19 protein-coding genes are annotated in these 20,686 nt (G+C 64.9%); all 19 read right to left on the reverse strand.

Annotated features, from left to right (window positions below):
- Nucleotides 1-10: 10 nt before the first annotated feature.
- Entirely contained in the window at nt 11-1,372 is a 1,362-nt protein-coding gene (locus ACK4SG_RS07630) for an ABC transporter ATP-binding protein (protein ID WP_409601128.1), read from the reverse strand.
- Nucleotides 1,362-2,186 (reverse strand): ABC transporter permease, encoded by an 825-nt coding sequence (locus ACK4SG_RS07635; protein ID WP_409601129.1) that lies wholly within the window; start codon nt 2,184-2,186, stop codon nt 1,362-1,364. Before ACK4SG_RS07635 ends, ACK4SG_RS07630 begins: the two co-directional genes overlap by 11 nt.
- Nucleotides 2,187-2,301: 115 nt before the next feature.
- Nucleotides 2,302-3,384, reverse strand: a complete 1,083-nt coding sequence (locus tag ACK4SG_RS07640) for an acyltransferase family protein (RefSeq protein WP_409601130.1) — start codon at nt 3,382-3,384, stop codon at nt 2,302-2,304.
- 240 nt (nt 3,385-3,624) lie between these two features.
- Entirely contained in the window at nt 3,625-5,094 is a 1,470-nt protein-coding gene (locus ACK4SG_RS07645; RefSeq protein ID WP_409601131.1) for a hypothetical protein, read from the reverse strand.
- A 422-nt stretch (nt 5,095-5,516) separates the two neighbouring features.
- Complete coding sequence (locus ACK4SG_RS07650; protein ID WP_409601132.1) at nt 5,517-7,643, reverse strand: secretin N-terminal domain-containing protein; 2,127 nt, start codon at nt 7,641-7,643, stop codon at nt 5,517-5,519.
- Between the two features lie 326 nt (nt 7,644-7,969).
- Nucleotides 7,970-8,488 carry a hypothetical protein gene (locus ACK4SG_RS07655; RefSeq protein WP_409601133.1) on the reverse strand — a complete coding sequence of 173 codons (519 nt, stop codon included), beginning with the start codon at nt 8,486-8,488 and terminating at the stop codon, nt 7,970-7,972.
- Nucleotides 8,485-9,093: a hypothetical protein gene (locus ACK4SG_RS07660; RefSeq protein WP_409601134.1), complete on the reverse strand. Its 609-nt coding sequence runs from the start codon at nt 9,091-9,093 to the stop codon at nt 8,485-8,487. The genes ACK4SG_RS07655 and ACK4SG_RS07660 overlap by 4 nt, the downstream gene beginning before the upstream one ends.
- On the reverse strand, nt 9,090-10,142 hold the full coding sequence (locus ACK4SG_RS07665) for a hypothetical protein (protein WP_409601135.1): 1,053 nt from the start codon (nt 10,140-10,142) through the stop codon (nt 9,090-9,092). Before ACK4SG_RS07665 ends, ACK4SG_RS07660 begins: the two co-directional genes overlap by 4 nt.
- Nucleotides 10,093-11,094 carry a general secretion pathway protein GspK gene (locus tag ACK4SG_RS07670; RefSeq protein ID WP_409601136.1) on the reverse strand — a complete coding sequence of 334 codons (1,002 nt, stop codon included), beginning with the start codon at nt 11,092-11,094 and terminating at the stop codon, nt 10,093-10,095. The genes ACK4SG_RS07665 and ACK4SG_RS07670 overlap by 50 nt, the downstream gene beginning before the upstream one ends.
- Nucleotides 11,095-11,122: 28 nt before the next feature.
- A complete protein-coding gene (locus tag ACK4SG_RS07675; RefSeq protein ID WP_409601137.1) occupies nt 11,123-11,764 on the reverse strand; it encodes a type II secretion system protein in 642 nt (213 codons plus the stop codon).
- The gene (locus tag ACK4SG_RS07680; RefSeq protein ID WP_409601138.1) at nt 11,761-12,087 is read right to left on the reverse strand and encodes a hypothetical protein; all 327 of its coding nucleotides are present in this window, start codon (nt 12,085-12,087) and stop codon (nt 11,761-11,763) included. Before ACK4SG_RS07680 ends, ACK4SG_RS07675 begins: the two co-directional genes overlap by 4 nt.
- Before the next feature lie 238 nt (nt 12,088-12,325).
- Nucleotides 12,326-12,748 carry a prepilin-type N-terminal cleavage/methylation domain-containing protein gene (locus ACK4SG_RS07685; protein ID WP_409601139.1) on the reverse strand — a complete coding sequence of 141 codons (423 nt, stop codon included), beginning with the start codon at nt 12,746-12,748 and terminating at the stop codon, nt 12,326-12,328.
- A complete protein-coding gene (gene gspG / locus ACK4SG_RS07690; RefSeq protein WP_409601140.1) occupies nt 12,711-13,151 on the reverse strand; it encodes a type II secretion system major pseudopilin GspG in 441 nt (146 codons plus the stop codon). The genes ACK4SG_RS07685 and gspG overlap by 38 nt, the downstream gene beginning before the upstream one ends.
- 22 nt (nt 13,152-13,173) lie before the next feature.
- The gene (locus tag ACK4SG_RS07695; RefSeq protein ID WP_409601141.1) at nt 13,174-14,382 is read right to left on the reverse strand and encodes a type II secretion system F family protein; all 1,209 of its coding nucleotides are present in this window, start codon (nt 14,380-14,382) and stop codon (nt 13,174-13,176) included.
- The gene (locus tag ACK4SG_RS07700; protein ID WP_409601142.1) at nt 14,375-16,099 is read right to left on the reverse strand and encodes a GspE/PulE family protein; all 1,725 of its coding nucleotides are present in this window, start codon (nt 16,097-16,099) and stop codon (nt 14,375-14,377) included. Before ACK4SG_RS07700 ends, ACK4SG_RS07695 begins: the two co-directional genes overlap by 8 nt.
- A 38-nt stretch (nt 16,100-16,137) precedes the next feature.
- Nucleotides 16,138-17,298 carry a cystathionine gamma-synthase gene (locus ACK4SG_RS07705; RefSeq protein WP_409601143.1) on the reverse strand — a complete coding sequence of 387 codons (1,161 nt, stop codon included), beginning with the start codon at nt 17,296-17,298 and terminating at the stop codon, nt 16,138-16,140.
- Between the two features lie 23 nt (nt 17,299-17,321).
- Nucleotides 17,322-18,698 (reverse strand): pyridoxal-phosphate dependent enzyme, encoded by a 1,377-nt coding sequence (locus tag ACK4SG_RS07710; protein WP_409601144.1) that lies wholly within the window; start codon nt 18,696-18,698, stop codon nt 17,322-17,324.
- A 129-nt stretch (nt 18,699-18,827) separates the two neighbouring features.
- Complete coding sequence (locus ACK4SG_RS07715) at nt 18,828-19,043, reverse strand: YdcH family protein (protein WP_409601145.1); 216 nt, start codon at nt 19,041-19,043, stop codon at nt 18,828-18,830.
- Nucleotides 19,044-19,460: 417 nt separating this feature from the next.
- The gene (locus ACK4SG_RS07720; RefSeq protein ID WP_409601146.1) at nt 19,461-20,669 is read right to left on the reverse strand and encodes an OmpA family protein; all 1,209 of its coding nucleotides are present in this window, start codon (nt 20,667-20,669) and stop codon (nt 19,461-19,463) included.
- Nucleotides 20,670-20,686: the final 17 nt, after the last annotated feature.

Genomic DNA, 20,686 nt, shown 5'->3' on the forward strand with positions numbered 1-20,686 from the left:
CCGCCGCATCTCAGGGGGCCTGCTGGAGGGTACAGACGATGCCAAGATCGACCACGCCGGTTGCCTGCATGCGCGGGAACGGCTGCACACGCACCATCAGGAGGTCGAGACGGCGATCGAGGTAGATCTCTTCTTCCCCTTCGCGGCCCAACACACCCGCATTGAAGAAATAGACTCCAGGCAACATCCGGCACTCGAACTCGAAACAAACCTCGATACGGTTCCCGCGATCGATCAGGGGAAGGGCCTCCGAAGGCGGGGGGGAGGCGGCACCGCCCACCTCACTTCCGGTAAGCGTCCTCACCATCATGCCAAACCGCACACCAGCCGCGGACCGCTCGAACGCGACGTCGTAGCGATAGCGGTATCGCCGCCCGGTGACGAGCAGATTCACCTTGCGGCCGTCGAGCGTCTCGACTCTGGGTTCGAGAATTTCAGCACCGCGATTTTCGTAGGCAGTGGTGGCAGACGAAACGAGACCGGGGTCGAAGCCATCCTCCGGGCCCTGCGGCGCGGGGATCGATGCGGGGACGCCTGAGGTGGAGACCGCCGGCTCAGGCAACAGGCCTGCGGCACTGATCCCGGTGGAACGGCGTTCACGCAGCTGACGTCGCAGCTCGGCCTTGCGATCATCCGATGCATGAGCAAACCGCTGGTACTGCGCTACCACCTCCCTCGCGCTGCCATCGGCCATCAGTTCGCCCTCATCAAGCCACAGGGCCCGATCGCACAGATCGATCACGGTCCCCGCGGAGTGGGAGACGAACAGCAGCGTCGTCCCTCGCTGGCGCAGCGCCTCGATGCGAGCAAAACACTTGCGCTGAAATGCCTCGTCGCCGACTGACAGGGCCTCATCAACCACCAAGATCTCGGGTGTCACATTGATCGCCACCGCAAAGGCCAGGCGCACGAACATGCCACTGGAGTAGTTCTTGACAGGCTGATGTATGAAGTCGCCGATATCCGCGAACGCCAAGATGTCATCAAGCCTGGCCTCGATCTCGCGTCGCTCCAATCCCAGGATTGTCGCGTTGAGAAAGACGTTTTCCAGCCCGGTGAATTCAAGATTGAATCCCGCGCCCAATTCCAGCAGCGCAGCCAGCCTTCCAGTCACATCAACCCGTCCGGCGGTCGGCGCCAGCGTTCCACAAATGATCTGCAGCAAAGTCGACTTGCCGGACCCGTTACGCCCGACGATGCCTACAGCGTGGCCTTTGCGGATTTCCAGGTCGATGCCCTTGAGTGCGTGGAAATCCTTGCGATAACGCCTACCGACCGGCGACAGCATCTCCAGCAAGCGATGGTGCGGCTTGGTATAGATGGGGAAAATCTTCTCGATCCCCTCGGCCCGAATCACGACATCAGAGCACATCGGCGAACCCACGCTTGGTGGCCATGAACCAGGCGTATCCCGCATACATGAATGCCAACGCAACCATGGTGTAACCAAGCAAGCCCATCCAGTCCGGCGCCTGCCCCCAAATCAGGATTGCGCGAGCCTGTTCGGCGATGAACGATACCGGGTTCAGCATGAAGATCATGCGATAGCGCTCGGGTACGGCCGCCATCGGAACCATCACCGACGACAGGAACAGCAGCGACATGCTCGCCAGCCCCACCACCTGCCGGACATCGCGGAAGTACACCGAGATCGACGCAAGGAACCACGACACGCCCAGCCCCAGAATCGCAATGGGGATGATCACAAACGGCAGGTACACGACGGTCCAGGCCATCTGGCCCTCCATCGCCAGACGCATCGCAAGGAACACCAGCACATTCATCGCACTATGAAACAGGATGGAAAACAGCATCGGCCAGGGCAGGAGCTCCAGCGGGAACACCACCCGCTTCACATAAGCAGGGTTGCCGACCACCAACTCCGGAGAGCGCGTCATGCACTCGGACAACACGAAGTACGGGATCATCCCCGCGAACAGCACAATCGAAAACGGAGTCCCGCTGGCCTGCGCCTCCGGCCAGCGTCCGCCCATCACCGTACCAAATGCGATGGCGTAGATGCCCAGGAACAGGAAGGGACTGACCAGCGACCAGAACAAGCCCAGATTGGCACCGCGATAGCGACCGTTTACCTCGCGACGCGTCAACTCGGCCACCAGTGCGCTGTGGACGGCCAGTAGCCGGAAAGGCGCAAGCAGCGCCGCGGGGGCTTTCAAAATATGCATTCCTTTTGCCCATCCGGAGGGGCTGCAAGCACCGCCCCGCAACCCGATACGTCCATGTGAACAGGCGCTTGAGCGCGTACACGGCATGATACAGGAAGCCCCGGACCCGCAGGCCTTATCCCTGCCAGATCCTGACATCGCGCCATGGCCGCTCGAACAGCAGGAACGAGACAACCGCTGCAGTCAGCATGGCCCCCAGCAGCAGCGGTAAGCACCAAGCACCCCAATCGCGTATTCCCAGCGCATCCAGCCCTTGCAGCACGGGCATGTGCCACAGATAGGCGCTGAAACTGACCATGCCCATCAGCCGCAGCGGGGTGCTGGAGAACAAACGCGACACCAGGCCACCTCCCCAGAGCACCGACAACAGCAGCAACGCCCAACCCGCGCCGAACGCCGCGAACCAACGATGGTTCATTTCCGGGTTGAATTTAGCGCCCAGCGCCACCCAAAGCCCCGGCGTCGCCAATGCCAGCGCCACCAGCAAGGCCCAGCCCAATACGCGCCAGGCGCGGGCATGCCTGCGCAGCCCGGGCCACTGCTGCGCCAACCAGGCCGCCCCCACGCCAGACAAGAACACGACGAGGTAATAGCCCAGCTGGATGCTATTGGTGGGCGCCGCAGAGGCAGGCCAGCGCCAGCTGGCCCAAAAACCCAATGCCAGCAGCAAGCCCAGCCCCCACCAGCGCCCGCCAGGCCGCCCGCGCAGCCATGCCAGTGCCAGGCAGATGCCCGGCAGCCATAGGTAGAAAGTGAACTCCACGGGGATCGACCACAGCACGCTCTGACCTTCGCGCAATGCTAAGTGGCGCCACAGCGCTGCCGTATCCAGCTGATAGTGCCATGCCGTCACACCCAACCGTGTCAATACCCAGCTGACCAGCAGCACCAGCAGGTACAAGGGCCAGATTCGCAACACGCGGCGCAAGGCATAGTTCATCCAGTAACCCGCGCGGCGCAGATCCAGCGGGGAACGGGCCAAGATGGCGTGCGACAGCAGGTAGGCGCTGAGGACAAAGAAGAGGTAGACGCCGCTTTTGCCGATACCGACCAATCCAGGCTGGGGCAACCAACCGGCGTTGGAAAGATGCGAGGCGATGACGATGAGCACGGCCAGCCCGCGCAGGCCGTCCAGTGCCTGCACGTGGCCGCCGCGGGCCTGCGGCGGCCGCAAGATATCCGTGCGAATCCACCCCACCGTGCACGCTCCCTCCGAACGGGCGCGCAGTATACCGCCCTCCACCTCCGTCACTGCGGGCGACAACCACCTCACATCCCATGATGGGTGCAGCCCTCGCGACAGCACCGTCCCCATGCGTTCTTTTTCGCAGGCACGCACGGGGGCAGGCGCCAGATGGGCCGCGCGCGCAGCATGCCCGCAAAGAGAAAGGCCCGCCGAAGCGGGCCTTTCCGGTTACAGCACAGGAGCGCCAGCCGATTAGTGGCCGCCGGTGTCCTGGTTCACCATCACGTAGTTGCTGAGCGACATGCTGGTGGTGTTGACGATCTGGTACAGACCCTTGATTTCCTTCTCCGGGCCGGCCACGGTGGCCACGATGGTGGCGCGCGGCGCACCGGTGAAGCCCTGCAGCACGGTGTTCAGGTCGTTGATCACGTAGGTGCTCTTGGCCTTCACGGTGTAGCCGGTCAGGTTGCCGGTGGTGAGGGTGTTGCCATCCTCGCCCTGCACGGTCAGGAAGAACGTGCGGTCCTTGTTGCCGGTGTTGGTGATGACCATGCGGCTGATCCAGCCCGTCGGGACCTGCACCAGCGGGGCCTGCAGGCGCACGCCATCCTGGACGATCTGGCCGGCGATGGCACTGTTGTCATCAACCTGGTTGTCGGTCGCATTCAGAGACTCGTCAACCGACGGCACCAGCACAACTTGCGTGTTGTTACCGTTGCCCAAGTCGTAACCCGAATTCGGGGTGACTTTCAGGCTGGCGGAGTAGATGCCGGCCGGGATCTCCTCGGTCGAGGTGCTGTCGGCGTAGACGTAGAAATCGGCGCCCAGGGCGGTCGGATCCACGGTCCAGCTGGCCGAGGTGCCGGCGCCCGACACAGTACCGTTCACGCCGTCGAACTGGGTGTAGTCCAGCCACGCGCCGAAGTCGCCGTCCACCTTCAGGGTGGCCGTGGCCGGGAAGATGTCGGTCAGGGCGATCGGGGTGCCGTTGGCCTTCAGGTTGCCCACGTTGATCTGCACCAGCTCGGCATAGGCCAGGCGGGCCTCGTCGGCGTTGGTGCTGACGCCGGCGACCGGGTACTTGAAGCCAGCGAACGAGGTCGGGGCGTTGTCAACCGAGGCAGTGGCCTTGTTCGGGTCGATGCTGAACTTGTAGCTCGGCTTGAACGAGATCAGCTGCTTGGTGTCGCCCGAGCCCGGGATCAGCTGGGCGCTGGCCGGGTCGCAGGTGCCGGCCGCAGCCGGGTTGTCGTACAGGCCGACGGTGGCGGTGACGGTGGTGTTCTGGTTCGGAACGTTGAACTGCAGGGCGTTCAGGTTGACCTTGTAGTTGCTGGTGGACGGGTCCGGCTTGCCGCTCAGGGTACCCGAGGTCAGGGTGAAGAATGCCACGTTGCCGTTCACGTTCACGGCGCCCACGGTCATGTCGGTAGCCGGCGAGCTACCCGCCACATTGTTGCTGTCGTACTCATCGACGCTCGGGGTGACGGTGCCGGCGACCGGGGTGGCACCGGTCAGCTTCACGCACGCGTAGCGCAACTCGGTGTCGTTGAAGTTGTAGCCGAGGTTCCAGTTCAGGTTGACGGTCAGCGTGGCCGGCATCGCGATTTCCTTCGCGTACACCGTGTTGGCGGTGTTGATGACCGCACCTGCCGACGCATTGCCCGCGGCCAGCGCACCGACGATGGCGAACGCCAGGGTCTGCTTGTTGAAGAACTTCATTCTTGTTAGCTCCTAAGCTTAGGGTTGTGAAACTTCATTACACCGTGGGCACTACTCGCCGCTCGCATGCGCGTATCGGCGCCGATACAGAACCGGAGAAGAAAGAAGAAGGCCCGAACCCTGCAACCCCATCCCCAGACCCGGTTCATCTGCGCATACAAATAGCCAAAACCAGCGCAGCGTCCCAGATGTGCCGGCAGCATACGGCGAGGATTAAGAAAGTGTCAACCGCTCAAGACCCCAAATGTCGACGCGTTGGCAAACCGGCCGCCAAGCCTTGCCAGATAACGCTTGTAACAGCACCTCCCCTATCCAGAAACGGGGCCGGACGCCGATACATGCAGGCCCCCCCGCCGGGTGTGCTGACCTGGAGTGACGCCCCCGGTATGACAGCCGCGAAGGCGATCAGCCGCCCGCTGGGATCAACCCATGCCGGGACGCGTCATGCCAGTGGATTGTGGCCTGTCCGCGCCGGGCCGGCTTGGCAGAGCGCCGCCCGGGGCGGGGGTATCGGACGGCGCGGGCGCAGTCGGGGCCTGTGGGTCCTTCAGGCCAGCCGCCGGCACCTCCTCCGCCCCTTGATTGGCCTTGCCAGGGACGGGCGAAGGGGACTCGCCCCGCAGCGGGGCAGGCAAGGAGGGCTCGCCCATGCCGTCGGGACTACCCGGCCAGCTGCGCTCCGTGCGCCCAAAGCGCTCGCGCACCGCGCGCGTGACCTCCTCGACTTGGGTCGCGTCTTCCAGCACATACGGCGTGATCAGCAGCAGCAGCTCGGTGCGGACGCTGGACTTGGTGCGGTTCTGGAATGCGCGGCCCAACAGCGGAATGTCGCCCAGCAGCGGCACCTTGGTCTTGCCGTCGGTGCGGCTGGTGGAAATCAGGCCACCCAGCAGGGTGCTCTGGCCGTCCGCCAAGCTGAGCACCGTGCGCAAGCTGCGGCTGAGAATGCTTGGCGAGGAGATCTCGCTGGTGTCGGTCTTGGTGGCCTCGCTGACTTCCTGCGAGACCTTCAGGTCCACCCGCTGGCCCGAGTGCACCACGGCCTCGATGTCCAGCAGGGTACCGGTCTTGCGGTACTGGACGGACTGCAGGATGGAGCCGTTGCCCCCGCTGCTGGGCAGGTCGGCAGCGGTGGCTTGGCTGGTGATGATGGGCACCTCGGTGCCGACGTCGATACTGGCCGATTCGCCGCTCTTCACCAGAATGCGCGGCGTGGAGAGAATGGTGACGCGGCTGTCCTTGGCGAACAGATTCAATGTGGCGCGCACCTGGCCGGACGACGACAGGGCGGCCCAGCGCAGGCCGCCTGCGGTGGCGTTATCGGCCAGCGCGGTCAACGGACCGGACATGCCATCGACACCGATGTTACGCAGCGCCCACTCCACGCCGTGGGTCAACTCGTCGGTCAGAGTGACCTCGGCCACGGTGACTTCGATGAGGACTTGCCGCGCGGGCTGGTCGAGGCGGGTCAGCACGCCCTGGAGCGCGCGCCAGCTTTGCGCATCACCTTGGAAGACGATCATGTTGCGCACGGTGTCGGCGGCGAGTTGGCCACCGAAGCCCGACACCGACGTCACCGCACCGCTGCGCCGCCCGGCGTTGTTACGCGCGGCGTTGGCGGCACCTGCCTGCATTCCGACATTGCTGTTGCTGCCGGCATTGGCCGCGTTGGCCTGGGCGTTCCCGCCGTTGTTGGCACTGGCGCCGCCCGCCAGCGCCTGCAGCACCGGCAGCATCGTATCCACGGTGGTGTGGCGCGCGGCATACACGTACATGCCGCCGCTGCCGGCCGCATCGCTGGGCTGGTCCAGACGCTCCACCCACTGGGAAACGGTATCCAACGCCTGCTGGCTGTTGCCAAACACGATGAGCGCATTGGCGGAATTGACCGGCACAAAGGTCAATGGCGCCGGCTCGCCCGGCCCGCTCTGCACCGCCACGCCCTGGCCCGCCAGCACGTCACGTAGCTCCTTGGCCAGCAGATCGGCAGGCAGGTAAAGCGGGTTGATGCGCAGCGAGTATTTGTCGCGCAGCACCGCCTGGTCGAGAGCATCGACAGCCTGCATCGCAGCACGCACGTCGGTACCCGGCCCGCTGATCAGGACTGCGTTGGACTCGATGAGCGGCGAGAAATTGACCGATTTGCCACCGAACAGATCCTTGGCCTGCGGGATCACCGAGGCCGGACGCCGATACTGCAGCGGCATCGTTACGAACACGGTACGTTGTCCGGCCGGCACATCAGCCATCGAACGCGTCTGCAACAGCGGACTGAGATCGCTGGTGCGCTGGTCGATGGGCATGAAACGCAGTACGCCGCCAAGCTCGTCGATGCGCACGTTGTAGCTGCGCAGCACCTCCTCGGCCACGCGGAATGCCTGCTCCGGCGGCATCGGCTTGGCCAGGCTGAGGCTGAGCAATTCCTGCCGGTTGCGCAGTGACTGGTCGATCTGCACCGGCAGGCCCAACTCCATGCCATAGACGATGTTGATGAAACTGTCGATCGGCACGCTGTCCAACGCGATCGAGACCGGTTCGGTCCGCTGCATCTGGGGTATGCGCGCTTGGGTGCGCTCCAGCTGCGGCGCGGGTTGGCTCGCCTGCGGCGGCGCCGGGCCGAGCTCGATACGCGGCCGACCACGCCCGGCACCGGCCTCCCCTAGGGTTTCGCCTGACGGTAGTTCAGCCTTGGGGGCACGCAGCGGCTTCGGCAACTCCGGCGGCCGGGTGGCGCACGCGGCGAACAAGCTGACCAAGCCAGCCATTGCCATGACGCGCATACGCTGCCAGCCTGGAGACGAGGCGAGTCGGGATTGGGTCCGATCCATCATGGGGTTCCGGTTGCCTTGACGTGGGGGTGCTGACCGACCACGCATTAGCGCCGCCCTTTCTGGGCAGGCTGCTTGGGTGCAGGCACGGGCGCCACCTCTTCCTGGATTTGATAGCTATTAAACATCTCACGCCGCTGCCGCCGGCCCTTGGCATCGATCCATTCGACACTTAGGCCGGACACCCGCAGCACCTTACCCCCCCCAGGCAAAGGTGCCCCGGCGCGCAGCAGCATGTTGCCCATCCCCTGCACAGCAAATACCGCGCGCGCACCTGAGCGGCTACGGGCAATGCCTACGGGCATGGCCACCGGGCCTGCGTCCTCCACTTCCCCGACCACCGCCTCCGGAGGCGGTGGCAACGGCCATGGCGCCACCTTCTCCCAAGCCGCATCCACAGACTTCAGCGGAGGACGCGGAGACGGCGGTATGCGCCAGTCCTGGGACGCGGCATGGGCAATCGGCGCCGTTGGCGGGATATCCACCAGCACGCGGTTCGCGACCGCGCCAGCAGCCATCGCAAACAGCGCTCCTAGCGCCAGTCGCAAGATTGTCGATCGGCTCATGGCGACGCTTCCGCAGCGGTGGCGTCCTGTGACAAAACTCCCGGTGCGCGGCGATAGTAGGCCCGCACGACGAGCGACAGTTTGGCAGCGCCCTGATCGCCAATCTCAAGACGCTCCACCTGGATCCACGGCAAGGCTGCTGCCAAGCCTCGCACAAGAGCTCTCTGCGAGAACGCCGGCAAGTTACCATCCAGCCTAGCCAGAACCTGCACCAGTGTCGGATGGCCTGGCACATCCAGAACCTCTTGAACCTTGACGGTGGGGTTTGCCAAGTTCTGGGTCTTGGCAAACTCAGTCAGCCAAACCTGAATCTCCGCTTGCACTTGACCGGCAGATGAGACCGTACGCATCTGCCGACGCAAGACTTCAAGCTCCGTCTCGGCCTGCTTGGCGCGTGCTACCCATTCCGGCTGGGCAGCCAGTTCGGCAAGCCCACGCATCAGGCGCGCATCAGAGGCCTGCGCCTGCATGGCGGCCTCGCGATACCGGCTCAGACCATCCAGCATATGCAGCGTCAGAACCACCAATGCCACTAACACAGCCATGCGCAAGCGGCGGTTTCCGGACCACTGCGCGGATAGGTTTTCGAGGACCGGCATGCTCATTCCGAGCTTCCTTCAGTCGCGCGCGCCGCAGGCAGTTCGAACTCAAGCAGCATATCGCCACTGCCTGTAGGGGTGGCAGTCAGTTTGTCAAAGGGCGGGGCGTCCAGGAACGCTTCGATAGCACGGCGGGGGTCGGGGTCACCACCACGCACCAGTACGCGCAACTTGCCGGGCTCCCGCGCCCAACCTGCGAAATTCGCGCCCTGCGGAAGCCTGGCCGCAATGCGGGCCATCCATTCGTAATCACTGTAAGCAGGCTCCAGATCGCGCAAGGACTGGATCTCAGCAATCGTCGCTTCGGCGCGCTCTCGCGCAGCCTGCAGCGGTGCCGTCCTAGCTCTCGCAGCATCGACACGCGCAGCTTCCTCACGGGCTGCAGCATCCCACCGCAATAGACTGGCGATCTGCCAACCCAAGACCGCCAACAGCAGGCAGCCCGCAGCGATCCAAGCAGCCCGCTCCGCAGTATCGACATCCATGGCCCAACGACGACCTGACTGTGCCCAGGGGCGCTCCAGCCACTCCAAGGCCTCCAACGCCGGCATAGCTGCATCACCTGCCCATGCCGATGCGCGCAGGAAGTTCAACCACTCGGCATCGGAAGGTTGGCGTGCCCACCACTGGCTGGCAACTAGCATGCCGGAGCGCCACAGCTGCCCCTCTACGCCTTGGGACAACGCAAGCAACCTCGGGCCGTCCTGCACAGGAGGTGCAAGCAGCAACGTTTCAGGCAACCAGCGGCGATAGTCGGCTTCACCCCCCCCCTCGGGCGTCCATATCCAGTAATGCGCAAGCCCGCCCTGCCACGCCAGATGGATGCGCGCCCCCGGTTGCGGCAGAAAACGCGCGGCCGCCAGCTTGGCTGCTGCCAGCCGCTTACGCGGAGGCAATGCAGAGAAATCCTGCTGGCGGTATTGGCACTCTCGCCGGGGAGCGACCCATTCCTGCGCACCCAACAACCCCTTCGGCTGGCGGCAGCCCGGCGTCTCGCCCGGCAGGCTACGGCCCGGCGAGAAGAGGGCTCTGGGTCTTTTCTGCATCGCGGTCATCGGCGGGGCGTTGGACAGGGTAGGCGGCCATGATGGTCCAGGGCCCGCGCTGGTCTGCAAGCGGGGTCAATTTAACATGATAACGCTGGCCCCTTCCTGTACGCCCCCACACGTCTAAACGCAGGATGCCCTCCGCCACCGAGCGGTAGTCGATAGCGGCATCGCCGGTCAATCGACCCAGCGTCAATGCCTCCGCTTCCTGTCCGTTGAGGAAGGGGCGCTGCTCACGGCGCTTGCGGATGAGGGCACAGGCTTCCGGACAATTGGGCACCCAGAGCGGCAGCAGGTCCGCGGGAGCGGTGTTCAGGTTGCTTGCTCCCACATACAGAACCGTCACGTGCTCGATGATACGGTGGAGCTGTTCCGGTGGAAGCTCGTCCCAACCCAGAACATTGACCAGCTCTGATGGCAGCAACAATGGACGATTGGCTGGCGGCGGCCGCTTCGCCCGCTCGTAGTCACGACGCTCGGCGCCCTGCAGCCGGTTGAGATCATCGGCATCAATGTAATCCAGGAGCGTATCCCGCAGTCGAGGGATCTTCGCCTTGTCGACGCCTTCGAGCGCCAGGAATCGATCCAGTCGCTCCGGCATCGGCCGCCGGAGGGAGAACAAGCCAGCCTCGTCCTGGATGGCGAATGTGGCTTCCCCGCGCCCGTGATAGAGGGTTCCGTCCAGTCGCAATTCGCCACCCACGGGATTTCGGGAGGCCACCCCCATTTCGTCCAGCTTGCGCATCGCAACCGTATCGCCAGCGAGCGGTTCGACGGGCAGCCCTGCCACGGTAAACTCTCTGGTCGCGGCAATGTAGAGCAGCGTATCGCGGGTTTCCAGCGCCGAGACCTCATCCTGCAGGCGCTCGCTATCGAGCCTCGCATGTTCGATCTGGGAACGCGACCACAACATCATCAAGCCGACAGCAACGCCGATGCCCGCCAACAGCCATAAAGTCATGGCCAGAACGAACCCCCGCGGTCTCGGATCAGAGCTCCACATGGCCGGCCTCGTCGAAATCGATGCGATCAACCGCCCGCAAGTCCGCGGGCAAGTAGACCAACCAATACAGCTGCCGCCCCGACGCCGTCGTAGCCTGGAATCGCACTAGCTTCGGCAGCGTGCCGCTGCCTTTTTCTGCCAGTCGGCTGGCCTCGTCCGCAGTGGTGCTACGCCATTCCGACATCCAGTCGCCGCCATCGACGCCAAGATAGGAAAACCCAGCGCCCTGCAGCGGTCCAGGCAAGATCAACAAGTCGCCGGAGGTTGGATCTTCGTAGTGCAGTGCGACCTCACCATCGCTCCCCCTCTGCAGCCACCACCTGACACGGACGCTCCCAATCGCTGCCAGGGGAGCGGCTGATACGAACTGGATGCCGCCAGCATCACCGACAAACCCATCGACTTCACCATGCCGGGTAGGCGGCTGTGCTGCGGCAACGCTGTCGCGAAACCATGCCTCCTGCAATAGCATCTGCCGTGACTCTCCCTGAACACGAAGCATGCGCGTGCGCAGGGACAACGATTGCGACAGCGCATTCATCAACACGGTCACCAGCATAGAGACGATGACCAACGTAACGATGGCCTCCAGCAAGGTGAAACCGGCCTCCGCATCTCGCCGACTCACAACACCTCCGGTTTACGCACCTGCTTGTAACCAACCCGACGCACCTCCATTTCCACCAGCGGCTGGCCGTCCTGCTCAAGCTCGAGACGGACGCGATACAGGCCCACCTGGTACAAACCGGCCTGCAGGTAGCCCGCCATGGCGTCTCGCGGTGGCTCCACAGGCTGGGCGGCCCATCGCACGAGTACATCTCCCAACCGCACCATGCCACTGGGCTGGTTAGCCGGATTAATGGTCTGCAGCCAAGCGATTGCATTCCGCTGGGCCAATTCCCGGTCATGCGCAGCCTCCGCGCGTTGAACCATCTTCACGGACTGCGCCATCGCCGCGAACAGGGCGATACCCGCAGAGGCTAGTATCGCCAGCGCAACAATGGCTTCTAGCAGCGAGAAACCGACGGTACGGCTAGGGGGTGTCCTAACAACTCGGAGATTTCCATCGACTATTGATGGCCGACTACGGATCGATCGCGCAAGCGACCGATTCGCGTGAGCCGAGCCTGGATATGTGCCGGGCTCAGCGTGGGCTGATAACCCAGGAATAGAGTTGCTCAGGCCTTCCCTAAAGCGCATTCCGCACCCGGCAATCCGGCATCGCAAGCTCCCACTTCTCCTCCGTGCCCGCGCCGCGAACGCGAACCGTCGCGGGATCGCAAACACCGTTGTCACGGACATGCAGTGCCGTGATGGTAGAAACTGACCAACCATCGGGAAGCTGGAGCAGCGCCCCCATCGCCGCCCCGGATGGCAGGCGAATCGCACCGTTCTGGAGACGCGCCCGCAGGGGTAAGTCCTCCAGTTGGCGCAGCACCTCGGCACGATCCCCACTGCTGCCGATGGACTGGACCATCTCTGCTAAACGAGGCGCGGCCAGCGCCGCCATAATCGAGATCAGCGCAAGCACCACCAGCATCTCAAGCAGGGAGAATCCCTCATGCTGCACAAGATCAGCTCTTGGGCGGCAGGAAACCGACGTCTGCATCATTGCCTTCCCCCCCCGGCTGTCCGTCGGCGCCAAGTGAGTAGATGGCGAACGGCATGCCATCACGTCCTGGAATCGAATACTTGTAGGGCCGGCCCCATGGATCGTTCGGCACGGCTTCGTCGAGGTAAGGACCTCGCCAGCGGGCTTTGGCGCGCTCGTCGCTGGGCGCGGTGCTCAGCACCGCAAGACCTTCCTCGGCGGTCGGGATGCGTCCGACTTCCAGACGAAACGTTTCGATAGCGCCGCGTAACAACCGCGTCTGGGTCTCGGCAATCTGGACTTTGGAGCTATCTACCCGACTGAACAGGCGCGGACCGACCAAGCTGGCGATCAGTCCGATAATCACTAGAACCACCAGCATTTCCAGCAGTGTAAAGCCGGCAATGGAGCGGGACGCAGACATGGGGACTCCGTGGGGCGTGAGCTTAGAGGGGAACATCGTTGACGCTAGTGATAGCGAGAATGATGGCGGTCATGATGGTGCCCACCACGACACCTATGACGATGATGGCAAGCGGCTCGATCAATTGTAGCGCTCGCCTCATCCGGTCTCGGCCGCTGGTTTCGTAAAGCCTGGCTAACGCGGACAGCAGCTTTGGAAGTTCGCCACTGGCCTCGCCAACTGCCACCAAATCGTAACCCGTTGGATTGAGCGAGCGGTGTTCGCGCAGGGCAGCAGACAAGGTCGCACCACCTTTGACGGATTTCGCGACCGCAAAAAGCCGGGTGCGGAGGAACTTCATGCGCACCGAAGATGCGGCCAGATTGAGCGCGCGAATCAACTCCACCCGTCCGGTCAGCAATGCGGACAACGTGCTGGCCCAACGACCGACTTCGGCCTCGACCAGCCAATCGCCGATGATGGGCAGACGGGCTGCACGCTCAGCGAGAACATCAACGAATCCCGGCGCCTTCCAGATCGCGCGAACACCAAGCGCGAGTAGAACGATTGCCAGCATCACCAGCCAGGCGTGACTGCTCAGCCACACGCCACTGGCAATGGTCCAACGGGAAATCGCGGGCATCGTCTGCTTATGCTGGGTTAGCAGACCGCCAAAGCGAGGCACTACCCACATGAAAATGATGCCAACGGCAGCAATGCCGGACGATACCAGCACTGCGGGATAGATCATTGCCCCCGCCATTTCCGTGCGTACGCGCTGGTCGTACTCGTATTGATCCACGCCGCCGCGGATCGATTCGGCCAAGCGCCCTGTAGCCTCGCCAGCATAGACAAGCTGGTGTATGTATTCGGGGACAGAAAGCTTCGATTGCCTCAGCGCAGCACTGAAGCTCTCACCTTGTCGAACCGAGCGCTCCATATGGCCGAATGCCGTGGTCAATGACGGGTGGTGGCTGGACTTTGCCAGCGAGGACAAGGCCGTTACCAAGCCCACGCCAGACTCGAGCAAAGTCGTGAATTCTTGCAAGACCAGTTGAAGCTCACGGGACGACGCGTGCTTGCGCCGCGGCCCGCGCCACCCCTGTCGGGCGCGCTTCAACGCATATGGCATCAAACCCTGCTGCGCTAGCTGGCGCGCAGCATCACCTTCGGTTTCCGCCTCTAAAGTCCCGGTCGTTTTTGCGCCAGAACGATCCAATGCCTCGTAATTGAAGAGGACGCGTTCAGCCATCGCCAGACCCACCCGTCACCCTGACCACCTCGTCCACCGTAGTCAGCCCCGCCATCGCCTTGAGAAGGCCATCCTCCCGCAACGTCCTGCCACCTTGATGGGTCGCCAACGCCCGCATCTTCTCTGCTGTCGCGGACGCAATGATCAACTCCTGCATTTCCGGAGTCACATCTACGAGCTCATAGATTCCCAGCCGCCCCCGGTAGCCCGTGCCCTGGCAGTGGGGACAACCCACAGCGACACGCCAGTTCGGCGCAACGTCGCGCTCGGCTAAGGGTTCGACCAGCTTGCGAATCGCGGGGAGTACGTCGTCTTGCGGGCGGCTGCAGTGCGAGCACAAACGTCGCACAAGCCGCTGCGCCTGCACAGCGCGCACGCTGGTAGCGACCAAAAAGGGCTCAACACCCATATCGATCAAGCGTGTGAACGCGCTGACCGCATCATTGGTATGCAGCGTCGAAAGCACCAGATGGCCGGTCAACGCTGACTGCACCGCGATTTCCGCCGTCTCCAAATCGCGGATCTCGCCGATCATGATGACGTCGGGATCCTGACGAAGGATGGCACGCAGCGCCCGTGCGAAGGTATAACCAATCTCCGCATTCGTCTGTATCTGGGTGACGCCATCGACTTCGTATTCGACCGGATCTTCGACCGTGATCATCTTGCGGTCGCGCTGATTCATCTCTTCCAGCGTCGCATACAACGTGGTGGATTTACCCGAGCCTGTCGGGCCCGTCACCAGCACGATGCCATGGGGCTCGCGGGCCCAGCCTCGGAACATGGCCAGGTCACGGGAGGAGAACCCGAGGCGTGCCAGGCTCAGTTCCTGCCGCTCTTTCGGCAACAGTCGCAGGACGATGGATTCGCCGTGGACGGCTGGCACCGATGACACGCGGACATCAATCTCCTGACCACTGACCCGCGCACTGAGCCTGCCATCCTGAGGCAGTCGACGCTCGGCGATGTCCATGCCGGAAATGAGCTTGACACGTGACGCGACGGCGGGATAACGACTGGAGGGCAGAGTCATGCGCGTGTGCAGGATGCCGTCAGTCCGCATTCGGACATGGAACACCAGCTCCTCCGGCTCAATGTGGATGTCGGATGCACGCTGATCCATCGCCTGCGCTAGGATATTGTTCACCAGCTCAATGACCGGTGCCTCTTCCGCAAGTTCCCGGAGATGACTGACATCGTCGTCGAACTCACCCTCGTCCGCAGACCGGCTGCGCCCAGCCATATCCAGAAGTCGGTCCAAATCCTGGCTCCGAACTAGGCGCCACTGCCAATGTATCTGCTCTAGACACTTGCCGAGCGACTCATTGACGAGCGGATCCAGAGGGTCACGCGCCACCGCCAGCACCTTGCCGGATTCCGTTCGCCAAGCCACCACGGCGTTATCGATCCACCACTCGATGGCGAAGCCGCTCTCCCGCAGCAGATCACGGATCGCACCTGGGGGCTCTGGCCACTCGTCACCTGCCAGGATCGGAATCTCCAGCTGCTGCGCCAAGACCGGCAATAGCGTTTCCTCCGACAAGGCGCCCAGACGCACCAGGATGCTGCCAATCCGTCCGCCGAACTGTTCTTGGAAGGACAGAGCCTTCTGGACGTCTCCTTTGGAGACGATGCCCGCCTCCATCAGCAACTCGCCCAACCGCCGGATGCGGATGATGGGGCGCGCTTCCTCGGGAGCCGGGTTCATGGTCTGCATCTTATGCCCCTGAACATCTTTGTCGCCCTCACATAGGCTCATGCCAACGCCTGCTCAAGATCCCGCCGCAGGTCGCCCACGTCCTCCACGCCCACGCTCAGCCGCACCAGTTCGTCGCCGATGCCCAGCTGGGCGCGGCGGTCGGGCGGGATGGAGGCGTGGGTCATCACCGCGGGATGGTTCACCAGCGATTCGACGCCGCCCAGTGACTCGGCCAGGGTGAACAGCTGCAGGCGTTCGCAGAACCGCTTGGCGGCCTCGAAGCCGCCCTTGAGGCGGATCGAGAGCATGCCGCCGAAGCCGGCCATCTGTCGCGCCGCCAGCACATGGTGGGGATGCGTGGGCAGACCGGGGTAGATCACCTCAGCCACCGCATCCTGCGTTTGCAGCCATTGCGCCAGCGCCAGCGCGTTCTCACAGTGCGCCCGCATGCGCAGGTGCAGGGTCTTCAGGCCGCGCAGGGCGAGGAAGCTGTCGAACGGGCCCTGCACCGCGCCCACCGAGTTCTGCAGGAAGGCCACCTGCTCGGCCAACTCGGCGTTGTCGCCCACCACCAGCATGCCGCCCACCATGTCGGAGTGACCGTTGAGGTACTTGGTGGCCGAGTGCATGACGATGTCCGCGCCGAGCGCCAACGGGCGCTGCAGGATCGGTGAGGCGAAGGTGTTGTCCACCGCGACCAGCAGGCCGCGCCGCTTGGCGATGGCCGCGATCGCGGCGATGTCGACGATCTTCAGCAGCGGGTTGGTCGGCGTCTCGATCCACACCAGCTTCGTCTTCGGCGTGATCGCGGCTTCGAACGCCGCCGGATCGGTCAGGTCAACGAAGCTGAAGGACAGCCCGGCGCTGCGCCTGCGCACGCGCTCGAACAGGCGGTAGCTGCCGCCGTAGATATCGTCCATCGCCACCACGTGGTCGCCGCTGTCCAGCAGCTCCAGCAGGGTCGAGGTAGCCGCCATCCCGGACGCGAACGCGAAGCCGCGGCGGCCGCCCTCCAGCGCCGCCACGCAGCGCTCGTAAGCGAAGCGGGTGGGGTTGTGTGTGCGCGAATACTCGAAGCCCTGGTGTACGCCCGGGCTGGACTGCGCGTAGGTGCTGGTGGCGTAGATCGGCGGCATCACCGCGCCGGTGGACGGGTCCGGCGACTGGCCGCCGTGGATGGCCAGGGTGCCGGGCTGAAGCAGCGCGTTGTCGCTCATACGGGAACCTTCGGGAATGGCGGTCACTGCACGCGGCGGCGCAGGTAGTTGAGCAGGTCGATGCGGGTGATCAGGCCGAGGAAGCGCTCGCCGTCCATCACGATGGCGACGTGGCCGCGGTCGAACACCGGCAGCAGCGATTCGATGGAGGCACGCACGTCGACCTGGTCGAGCTTGCGCACCATCGCGGTGGCCACCGGGTCGCGGAAGCGTGCTTCATCCCCGTAAACGTGCAACAGCACGTCGGACTCGTCGACGATGCCGACGAGGCGCTCGCCGTCCATCACCGGCAGCTGGCTGACGTCGTACAGCTTCATGCGCTGCCAGGCGGTGACCAGCAGGTCGTTGGGGCCCACCACCACGGTGTCGCGCTGGGCGAACGGGCGCAGGATCAGGTCGCGCAGGTCACCGTGCTGCTCGCGAGCCAGAAAGCCGTTGTCCAGCATCCAGTAGTCGTTGTACATCTTCGACAGGTACTTGTTGCCGGTGTCGCAGACGAACACCAGCACGTTCTTCGGCGTCGTCTGCTCGCGGCAGTAGCGCAACGCGGCGGCCAGCAGGGTGCCGCTGGACGAGCCGCCCAGCACGCCCTCCTTCTCCAGCAGCTCGCGCGCGGCCAGGAAGCTGTCCTTGTCGCTCACCGCGTAGGCCTTCTTCACCCGGGTGAAGTCGGAGATCGGCGGCAGGAAATCCTCGCCGATGCCCTCCACCAGCCAGCTGCCCGACTTGTCGCTGAGGGTGCCGCGGTTGATGTATTCCTCGAGGATCGAGCCCACCGGGTCGGCCAGCACCAGTTCGGTGTGCGGCGACTGCGCGGCGAAACAGCGCGACAGGCCGGTCATGGTGCCGGAACTTCCGCAGCCGAACACGATGGCATCCAGCCCGCCCACTTCGGCCATCTGCCGCAGGATCTCGGGGCCGGTGCCGAACTCGTGCGCGGCCGGGTTGTCCGGGTTGCCGAACTGGTTGATGAAATACGCACCCGGCGTCTCGGCGGCGATGCGCGCGGCGAGGTCCTGGTAGTAGTCAGGGTGGCCCTTGGCGACGTCGCTGCGGGTCAGCACCACCTGCGCGCCCATTGCCTTGAGGTTGAAGATCTTCTCGCGCGACATCTTGTCGGGCACCACCAGAATCAGCATGTAGCCCTTCTGCTGCGCCGCCAGCGCCAGGCCGATGCCGGTATTGCCGGCGGTGCCTTCCACCAGGGTGTCGCCGGGCTTGATATCGCCACGCTTTTCGGCGGCCTCGATCATCGCCATGCCGATGCGGTCCTTGATGGACCCGCCCGGGTTCTGGCTTTCCAGCTTCAGGTAGAGCGTGCAGGGGCCGGTATCGAGCCGGCGCGCGCGGATGATCGGGGTGTCCCCGACCAGTTCGAGGATGGAATCGTGGATGGCCATGCGGGGCTCACGTCCTGTGCAGCCCGGGATTCTAGCAGTGGCCCCGCGCGAAGCCGCCTGGCCGCAGTCCGCGGCGGCGGCGTCTTGCCGGCTCCCGGCCAAGGCGGCCGGGAGCCCGGACCTTCACCCTCAGTGGGCGCGTTCGTACATCTGCAGCAGGCGCTGCTTGGCGGCCAGTTTCTCGCGCTTCATCTGGCCCAGCGTGTTGTCATCCACCGGCAGCACGCCCAATTCGGCGTCAAGCACCTGTTTGTCGAGCTCGCGATGGCGGAAATACAGCTGCCGGAACTCGCTGTTCGCCTTCATCATCGCTTCGATGTCAGCCTGTGATTGCCCTTCGAACATGAAGACCTCCTGATCGGCTGGTTGCCACGCAGGCGGACTGCCCACGCGGCGCGGGGGAACGGCAGCAGAGGCTGCCGGGAACGACGCGACCGGCAATGCCGGGTCGCGAAGGGGTCGGGCGCGGCCACTGCGCGCCAGATGCAGAAACGCCCCGGCCGGCCGGCACGGGGCGTCGCAAGAGAATCGGGGCGGCCGGCACGTCATGGGGCATCCGGCCCCACCCGCGCCCGCCGCAGGCCTGGCGGGCAGCGGCGGTCTCCGGGTTGTCGAACGGGTCATGCATCGGCCGGTCTCCGGCCGGGCGGTGGCCGAGGAATTCAGACCGCCCGGGTATTCGACCCTACGCCTGCCCTTCGGGCTTGGCAAGGGGTTCCGATGAACGGCGCCACGCTGAATGAATCAGCCCAACTCCATGATTTAACGGGAATTTCCCGAAACAATCACCTCGACCCGACGGTTCCTGGCGCGGCCCGAGGCGGACCCGTTGTCCGCCACCGGATCGGCTGCGCCGCGGCCCTCGGCGCTTACCCGATCCCGGGCCAGGCCGGCCGCGACCAGGCGGGCGCGAACCTGCTGCGCGCGCTTCTCGGACAAGGCCTGGTTGGTGGCGGGGTTGCCTTGGCTGTCGGTGTGGCCCACCACCTGCACGGCGCCACCGGGCAACGCCGCAAGGTACAGGCCCAATGCCTGCACGCTGGCCGCGGCGGCCTTGGTCAGCGTGGCCTGGCCCGAGGCAAAGGCATCGCCAGCCAAGGTGAACACTTCGCCGCGCGCGTCCCGCACCGACGGCGGCAACTTGGCGCCAGCCACCAGCTCCGCTTCCTTGCGCGCCAGCGCCGCTTCCTTGTCGCGGGCGGCCTGCAGCTTGTCCTGCTGCGCCGCCTGCGCGCCGTCCAGCGCGGCCTCCACCTGCGCGGCCTGCGCGCGCAGGCGCTCGGCCTCCTCGGCCTGCAGCTGGGCCTGGATGCGCATGCGCTCGGCCTCGGCGCGGGCACGCTCGGCATCGCGTCGGCTGGCTTCGACCAGCAGCTCGCTGCGTTCGCGGTCAAGACGGTCGATCTCGCGGCGGGCAGCTTCGATGCGCGCGGCCTGCTCGGCGATACCGACGCGCCGCTCGGCCAGCGACAGCGCCGCCGGCAACTCGCGGCGCGACACCGTGGCCAGGGCCGCCAGCGCCTGCCGGGCCTGCAGACGCTCGTACTGGGCCAGCGGCCCCAGCATCGGATCGGCATCCAGCGCTTGCAGGCGCTGTTCGACGGGCCCCACCGACGGTGGGCCATCCAGGGGATCGGCGGGTTGCGGCGTCGCCCCCACCTGCAGCTGCGCCTGCAGCTCGGCCACCTCTTTGCGCTTCTGCTGCAGCTCGGCGCGTGCCTGCGCCGCCGCGCTGCGGACCCGGGCCAGATCCGCATCCGCGCCCGCCGCCAGGGCCGCCGCACGCGCCTCGTCATCGCGCCCGCGGGCCATCGCCGCCTGCGCACGCTGCAGACCATCCCGCGCGCGGGCCCGCGCGTCGGCGGCGTACTGGTCGGCATCCGCGGCCGCGGCGCGCGCCAGCGCCTGGCGCGCGGCGCCCAGTTCGGCAGTCGGTGGCGGCAGACTGGCGCAACCTGCGACGGACAGCACGCCGCAAAGAAGCGGGG

The sequence above is a fragment of the Thermomonas sp. genome (genome assembly GCF_046293095.1).
Taxonomy (GTDB): domain Bacteria; phylum Pseudomonadota; class Gammaproteobacteria; order Xanthomonadales; family Xanthomonadaceae; genus Thermomonas.

Coding starts and splice junctions, on each gene's coding strand:
- ACK4SG_RS07630 (WP_409601128.1), bottom strand. CDS start 1,372: ATGTGCTCTGATGTCGTGATTCGGGCCGAGGGGATCGAGAAGATTTTC.
- ACK4SG_RS07635 (WP_409601129.1), bottom strand. CDS start 2,186: ATGCATATTTTGAAAGCCCCCGCGGCGCTGCTTGCGCCTTTCCGGCTA.
- ACK4SG_RS07645 (WP_409601131.1), bottom strand. CDS start 5,094: ATGAAGTTCTTCAACAAGCAGACCCTGGCGTTCGCCATCGTCGGTGCG.
- ACK4SG_RS07650 (WP_409601132.1), bottom strand. CDS start 7,643: ATGCAGCGGACCGAACCGGTCTCGATCGCGTTGGACAGCGTGCCGATC.
- ACK4SG_RS07655 (WP_409601133.1), bottom strand. CDS start 8,488: ATGAGCCGATCGACAATCTTGCGACTGGCGCTAGGAGCGCTGTTTGCG.
- ACK4SG_RS07660 (WP_409601134.1), bottom strand. CDS start 9,093: ATGAGCATGCCGGTCCTCGAAAACCTATCCGCGCAGTGGTCCGGAAAC.
- ACK4SG_RS07665 (WP_409601135.1), bottom strand. CDS start 10,142: ATGACCGCGATGCAGAAAAGACCCAGAGCCCTCTTCTCGCCGGGCCGT.
- ACK4SG_RS07670 (WP_409601136.1), bottom strand. CDS start 11,094: ATGACTTTATGGCTGTTGGCGGGCATCGGCGTTGCTGTCGGCTTGATG.
- ACK4SG_RS07680 (WP_409601138.1), bottom strand. CDS start 12,087: ATGGCGCAGTCCGTGAAGATGGTTCAACGCGCGGAGGCTGCGCATGAC.
- ACK4SG_RS07685 (WP_409601139.1), bottom strand. CDS start 12,748: ATGATGCAGACGTCGGTTTCCTGCCGCCCAAGAGCTGATCTTGTGCAG.
- gspG (WP_409601140.1), bottom strand. CDS start 13,151: ATGTCTGCGTCCCGCTCCATTGCCGGCTTTACACTGCTGGAAATGCTG.
- ACK4SG_RS07695 (WP_409601141.1), bottom strand. CDS start 14,382: ATGGCTGAACGCGTCCTCTTCAATTACGAGGCATTGGATCGTTCTGGC.
- ACK4SG_RS07700 (WP_409601142.1), bottom strand. CDS start 16,099: ATGCAGACCATGAACCCGGCTCCCGAGGAAGCGCGCCCCATCATCCGC.
- ACK4SG_RS07705 (WP_409601143.1), bottom strand. CDS start 17,298: ATGAGCGACAACGCGCTGCTTCAGCCCGGCACCCTGGCCATCCACGGC.
- ACK4SG_RS07710 (WP_409601144.1), bottom strand. CDS start 18,698: ATGGCCATCCACGATTCCATCCTCGAACTGGTCGGGGACACCCCGATC.
- ACK4SG_RS07715 (WP_409601145.1), bottom strand. CDS start 19,043: ATGTTCGAAGGGCAATCACAGGCTGACATCGAAGCGATGATGAAGGCG.